The 5,798-nt window shown below is 28.8% G+C and carries 5 protein-coding genes; all 5 read left to right on the top strand.

Translation table 11 applies throughout. The features are described from left to right. Positions 1–163: 163 nt before the first annotated feature. The 5 genes from ACW9UN_RS16680 (at position 164) to ACW9UN_RS16660 (ending at position 5,332) form a co-directional block, all read left to right on the top strand. Positions 164–1,210, top strand: coding sequence for an ImmA/IrrE family metallo-endopeptidase (locus tag ACW9UN_RS16680; RefSeq protein ID WP_459487500.1), 1,047 nt, complete (start codon positions 164–166; stop codon positions 1,208–1,210). 12 nt (positions 1,211–1,222) lie between these two features. Next, on the top strand, positions 1,223–1,738 hold the full coding sequence (locus ACW9UN_RS16675; protein ID WP_459487499.1) for a PIN domain-containing protein: 516 nt from the start codon (positions 1,223–1,225) through the stop codon (positions 1,736–1,738). A gap of 169 nt (positions 1,739–1,907) precedes the next feature. Next, positions 1,908–2,249 carry a hypothetical protein gene (locus ACW9UN_RS16670; protein ID WP_459487498.1) on the top strand — a complete coding sequence of 114 codons (342 nt, stop codon included), beginning with the start codon at positions 1,908–1,910 and terminating at the stop codon, positions 2,247–2,249. An 898-nt stretch (positions 2,250–3,147) separates the two neighbouring features. Further along, positions 3,148–4,893 carry a hypothetical protein gene (locus ACW9UN_RS16665; protein WP_459487497.1) on the top strand — a complete coding sequence of 582 codons (1,746 nt, stop codon included), beginning with the start codon at positions 3,148–3,150 and terminating at the stop codon, positions 4,891–4,893. A 1-nt stretch (position 4,894) separates the two neighbouring features. Next, positions 4,895–5,332 carry a hypothetical protein gene (locus ACW9UN_RS16660; protein WP_459487496.1) on the top strand — a complete coding sequence of 146 codons (438 nt, stop codon included), beginning with the start codon at positions 4,895–4,897 and terminating at the stop codon, positions 5,330–5,332. Positions 5,333–5,798 lie beyond the last annotated feature (466 nt).

Below are 5,798 nucleotides of genomic sequence, written 5' to 3'. Positions count from 1 at the left end.
TTCGCGATTTTTTTTTAGTAATTATCAGGAAAATAGTATCTTTAATTAACGTAACTAACCATACAACCCGTACGTTACCCAACATATAAAACTTAGTTAATAATTTTGAGATTAGTTGACAATTCATTATTTTTATGTAGATTTGACAACCAATAAAAACAAAATGAAAAACTTAGTTGCTAATCGTATTAAAAATGCAAGAGTACTTAAATGTTTGTCCCAACAAAACGTTGCAGACGAATTGGGTGTGTCTAAACAAATGGTAAGTAAGTATGAAAATGGAGAAGCAATTCCAACTAGCCCAAAATTTCTTAAACTTTCAAAACTATTTGGTTTAAAAATGGACTATTTCTTTAATTCTTTTCAAGTAGAATTAGGAGAGATAAACTTTAGAAAAAAATCAAGCTTTTCTTTAAAGAAACAAAGTTCATTAAAAGAACAAATAAAAATCAACTTAGAAAATTACATTTGGTTAGAGGACACCTTATCAATTGATTATAGTTTTAAAAACGCCATTAAAAATATCAATATTAACAAAATTGAAGATGTAGAAAAAGCAGTTTTAAAACTTAGAACTGATTGGGAAATTGGAATTGACCCAATTCATAATATAATTCAACTTTTAGAAGACAAAGAAATAAAAGTAATTGAATTATATGATGTAGATGATAAATTTGACGGATTAGCAACCTATGTTAATGGTAAATTTCCTGTGATTGTCGTTAATGGTAATTTTCCAGTAGAACGCAAAAGATTTACTTTACTTCACGAATTAGGCCACTTATTATTAAATCTTCCTGATTGTGAGACTAAACAAGAAGAACAATTTTGTAATAAGTTTGCTGCTGAATTTCTTTTTCCTAAAGAAATTGTTATAAGAGAATTTGGAGGTAAAAGAAACCATATAACTCTTGCTGAATTAATTTCAACTCAAAAAAAATATGGTATTAGTATTCCTGCAATAGTTTACAGACTTGTTGACTCAGGAATTCTAAGTAAACAACGTCATACTGATTTTTACAAAAGGACTAGATTTAACCCATCTTTAAATAGAGAAGTAAATGCTTCGAGATTTGAAACCCCAGAAAAATCTAACAGATTTGAACAATTAGTTTATAGAGCACTTTCTCAAGAAAACATTTCGATAAGTAAAGCTTCATCATTATTGAACAAGAATATAGAATCCGTTAAAGAAAGTTCATTGATATAGATTTTACGCATTATGAAAATAGTAATTAATGATGCTAATATCTTAATAGACTTAGTTAAACTCGAACTTCTTGAAGCTTTTTCAAAACTGAATTTTGATTTACATACAACCGATTTTGTCATTGAAGAATTAAATGATAAACAAACAGAACCAATAACCGAATTAAGTGAATCAAATAAACTTGGAATTATCGAAACGATAAAAACAGAAGATTTTCAAGGAATCAATTCAATTTTAGAAAATAGTAATGGATTAAGTTTTGAAGATTGTTCTGTTTGGTATTACAGTAAAAAACTTTCAGGTGTATTATTAACAGGAGATGGAAAACTAAGAAAACAAGCTAGTAAAGATAATTTAGAAGTTAGAGGAATTATTTATCTTTTTGATGAATTTCTAAGACAGGAAATAATAACTTTTGAAGAAGCTGTTGAGAAAATTAAACAGCTTAGCCTTTTAAATAACAGACTACCTAAAAAAGAGATTGAGAAAAGAATTAAATTCTGGAATGAAAATAAATACGTTGGGTAACACCGTGTAAAAAAAATTGCTAGTAAAAGCCAATTTACGAAAGTCCTCGAGGACTTTCTATTTGTGATTTACTTGCCAACTTTAGTGCTTAAACCACGCAACTTTTCTTACACAAACACGTTGCAAGTAATAGCGGAAACCACTCAGAATCTTAAAATATAAAGAATAAATGAAAACATTTTTTTCAGAAAACGTAATTTGGAAAAAACTTGAAAATCAGAAAATCAAAACATTTTCAATAATCGGAATATTTTTATTCTACATTATTTACAATTTGAATTTCAATAATCAAAATAATGTGGAAATGCCTTTTTTGGAATTATTATTAGGTTTAATAATATCAATGAGTTTGGGAATATTTGTTTCTGGAGTAATTCTTTATGGTTGGTTTAATATAGAACAGAAAAAAAATAGTTTACTTAACAAAACTGAAATCTTGAATTTTGACTACTTCTTAAGAATTTACATTCTTTATTATCTAATTATGTTACCAATTGGAATATTATTCTAACTTTTGGAATAGTTTCTTACTCATAAAAGACTTTGAAAATATAAATTAATAGGAAATCACTCAAACTCTGAAAATCAGAATTGCGGAATTTACTCAAACTCTGAATTGTAAACTTGGTGAAATTATTGCTTAAAGTCTGAATTTTAAAAAGTGAAATAAAACGGAATTATAAACTGAAAATAAACTACTACTTGCAACACCGTATAAAAAAAATTGCTACATTAGTGCTAACCAAAGTTAGTTGCATTTTTTGCTACTTCTGAATTTCCTTCGGAAATTCCTCGCACACAAAAAACGCAACTTTCCTTATACAACAACGTTGTAAATAATAGTGGAAAACACTCAGGAACGTGAAAATTTGAATATCCAAAATGTTTGAATTTAGTTGTTCGTGGGAATTTTTTAATCGCTTAAAATAGAATTTAATAATTGCTGAATTATCTTTCACTCGTGAAAAAATTATTGTGGGAATTTTATCTTGTTTGTGGAAATATTAAACGTGTGAATTTACTCAGACTGGAAAATTAAAACGTTGGAAAATTAGCAAGACTTGAAAGCAAAAACTGGAATTTAAGCAACTTTCGGAATTGAATTTCTTTGCGGAATTTATTACTTAAAATGTTGAATTAAGCAAAGTGCGAAAAATTACAATGGAATTATTAACTGGAAAAAAATCTACTATTTACAACACCGTGTAAAAAAAATTGCTACTTTTAGCTTAACCAAAAATTGTTGCTTTTTTTGCAATCTTATATTTTCCTTCGGAAAATAACGATGGCACAAAATCGCAACTTTTAATACACATAAACGTTAGCAAAAATGTAAAACTGGCATAATGTTAAAATAACATATGGAAGATTATATTTGAAAGCAAATATTAACCATTAAAAAATTAGTTATGAAAAAATACAGCTTACGGTTTTTAATATTAACCCTGATTGGAATATTGATTTATTCCTGTCAAAACGACGACTTTATTAAAGAATATAGTTCTTCTATTCAACAACCCAAATCCGAGAGTATTATAAAACTTGGAAAGAAACTTGAGAATCCTTTTTCGGTAGCCAATATGCAAAGAGCTTTGGATACTATTTTAAAAGAAGTAAAAAAATCTAAAAGTTATCAAGCAAAATCATTTCAAAAATCAGCAGAACAAATTGAAATCAAAGAAACAGATTTGTATGTTCGATTTCTGCCTAAAGATTCTTTAGAACTAAACATTATTGAAAAAGACACTACTTTAGTATTGTTTGATTACCCTTTAGATTATGAGATTGAACAAGAGGGAGAATATTATCATGACCCTGAAATTCCTGAAGACCAAATTTCTTGGCGTTATGCAGTTGTAAAACCCGATTATCAATTCCCTGAAGTTAAGCACGAAATATTATCTGATTTGTTTATTCCTGAAAATAGTGAGGGTTATCGAGAAGAAGATACAAATGTTCAAGCAAAGAGTATATATTCTAAAACAAATAGCCTTAGTAGTCTCGAAACAGTATCATTATATCTAACAAATAATCTTTCCGAAGAAGAAAAAATAGCTATAGAACAAGAAAAAAAGAATAACCTTCAAGCTAAGAGAGTTTGTGTTTGGTTTATTTGTTGGAATGTCCCAGACCGTTGGAATCCGTCAGGAACTATTAAGCTATGGGATGATAGATTAAACAACTACTACCCTATGCAAGGTGTAAAAGTAAGAGCAAGAAGATGGTTTACTGTAAAAACAGGAATTACTAACAGCAGTGGAAAATTTGAAACAGGTTCTTTTAGAAGACCTGCAAACTATTCTATCAAATGGGAGCGTCATCATTTTTCAGTAAAATGGTCTTGGTGGTTATTTTGGTCAACTACAGCTTGGTATAATGGTCCAAAACAAAAATCACCTTGGAATTTAGAAATAAGGGGAGGTACACAACAATACTACGCAACCATTTTTCAAGCAGCTCATGATTATTACTATAAGGATAGCTATGGACTTACAAAACCTTCAAGATGGGGAGGTTTTTGGAAAATGAGAATTAGAGCCAGAAAAGAAAACGGGCGTTCTTCATACATAAAAGCAAGAAGAATATTTAATGGTTCAGATATATCTCTACAAGCTTGGGGAGATTCTTCTGATTTGGTATACGGAACAACCATTCATGAATTGGCGCATGCTGCTCATAGAAAAGTAGATGGTAGTGCTTATAATAGTTTGGTTAGTAAGGGGTACACTTTTTCTGTCTATCAAACTGATGCCGTTAGTAATAGTGCTAAAAGGGTTATGGAAACTTGGGCTACCACCGTAGAAATTGTATTAACTAATTTAAGGTATAAGAGTTATTTGAATGATTGGGATTTTGAATATGGGCTATGGAATGACCCATCAACAAATAATAGACAGAATTTCCCTTTAGAATCTCAACCAATTTATACTTCTTTAGGTTATGATTTAATGGATAAGATTAACCAAAGAATAGACATAAGACATGACTATGTAGGTACATATCCTGAAGATAGAGTTTCAGGCTATTCAATAAAACAATTAGAGAATAGCTTAAAAGGGACTAATAGTTGGAAAGAATGGAAAGAAAACATAAAAAAACAAAATCCATACAACTCAACAAACAAGTATATTGATGAACTATTTGATAATTGGTAAAATGAGAATAATATTATTTTTTACATTTATATTTTTTTTAAGTTGTGGTCCAGAGGAAGGATGTGAGTCGTATAAATATACGATACAAAATAAAAGTGGAGTAAGCATAAAAATAATAACATACGGTATTGAAGGTATAATTGAATTAGTTAATAATCAAGAAAAATCAAAAACTTATGAAAGCTGTTCACATAATAATATTCCATATTATAGCTATAACAATTTCTTTGCTTCGGATTCAATAAAAATTATTTTTAATTCAAATAAAAACCTTTTTTTTAAAAGAGAAACCATATGTGAAGACGGGGACATTAAAAAAAATGAAAGAAACCTTTTAAATGAATGTTTTTATAACAGTAATAATAATTCAAGAGAAATCTTCATTTTCACATCAAAAGATTATGAAAAAGCAGAAGATTGTAATGGCGATTGTGAATAAACACTTTTGCTAACACCGTATAAACTTTATTGCTATTTTTAGCTCACTTGGGAAATTCCTTCGGAATTTCGCCGTTCGTGTTTTATTTAGTAAATTCAGTGCTAAAACTACGCAACAAAGCTTATACAAACACGTTATGTTTTATTGCTCAGGAAAATCTAAACGCAGGAAAAAAATGCTGAACAGTCTCTCGCGAATTTTAAAAAAGTGAAATCAGTACGAAAATTTTACGCGGGAATATTCTCTACTTTGGAATTCTTGACGTTTTGTGAAAAAATTAATTGGGGAAAAATATCGCGCGAATTAAAAATCAAAACGGAATCTTAACTTGAAAATTAACTCCTAAAAAAGAATTTAACAGAAATTAAAAATAAATAAAAAAAGCTTAGAAAAGGAAATTAAAAAAGCGTGAAAAAATTGAAAACGGAATCTGAACTTGCTTACTCAAACGTATCGCAACAAAACA

Source organism: Polaribacter litoreus, from assembly GCF_054584775.1.
Note: the sequence above shows the minus strand (reverse complement) of the source record. Positions and strands in the feature narration are given on the sequence as shown.

Bases quoted from the DNA above. Each gene is read 5' to 3' on its own strand.
- ACW9UN_RS16680 (WP_459487500.1), top strand. From the start codon at position 164: ATGAAAAACTTAGTTGCTAATCGTATTAAAAATGCAAGAGTACTTAAA.
- ACW9UN_RS16675 (WP_459487499.1), top strand. From the start codon at position 1,223: ATGAAAATAGTAATTAATGATGCTAATATCTTAATAGACTTAGTTAAA.
- ACW9UN_RS16670 (WP_459487498.1), top strand. From the start codon at position 1,908: ATGAAAACATTTTTTTCAGAAAACGTAATTTGGAAAAAACTTGAAAAT.
- ACW9UN_RS16665 (WP_459487497.1), top strand. From the start codon at position 3,148: ATGAAAAAATACAGCTTACGGTTTTTAATATTAACCCTGATTGGAATA.
- ACW9UN_RS16660 (WP_459487496.1), top strand. From the start codon at position 4,895: ATGAGAATAATATTATTTTTTACATTTATATTTTTTTTAAGTTGTGGT.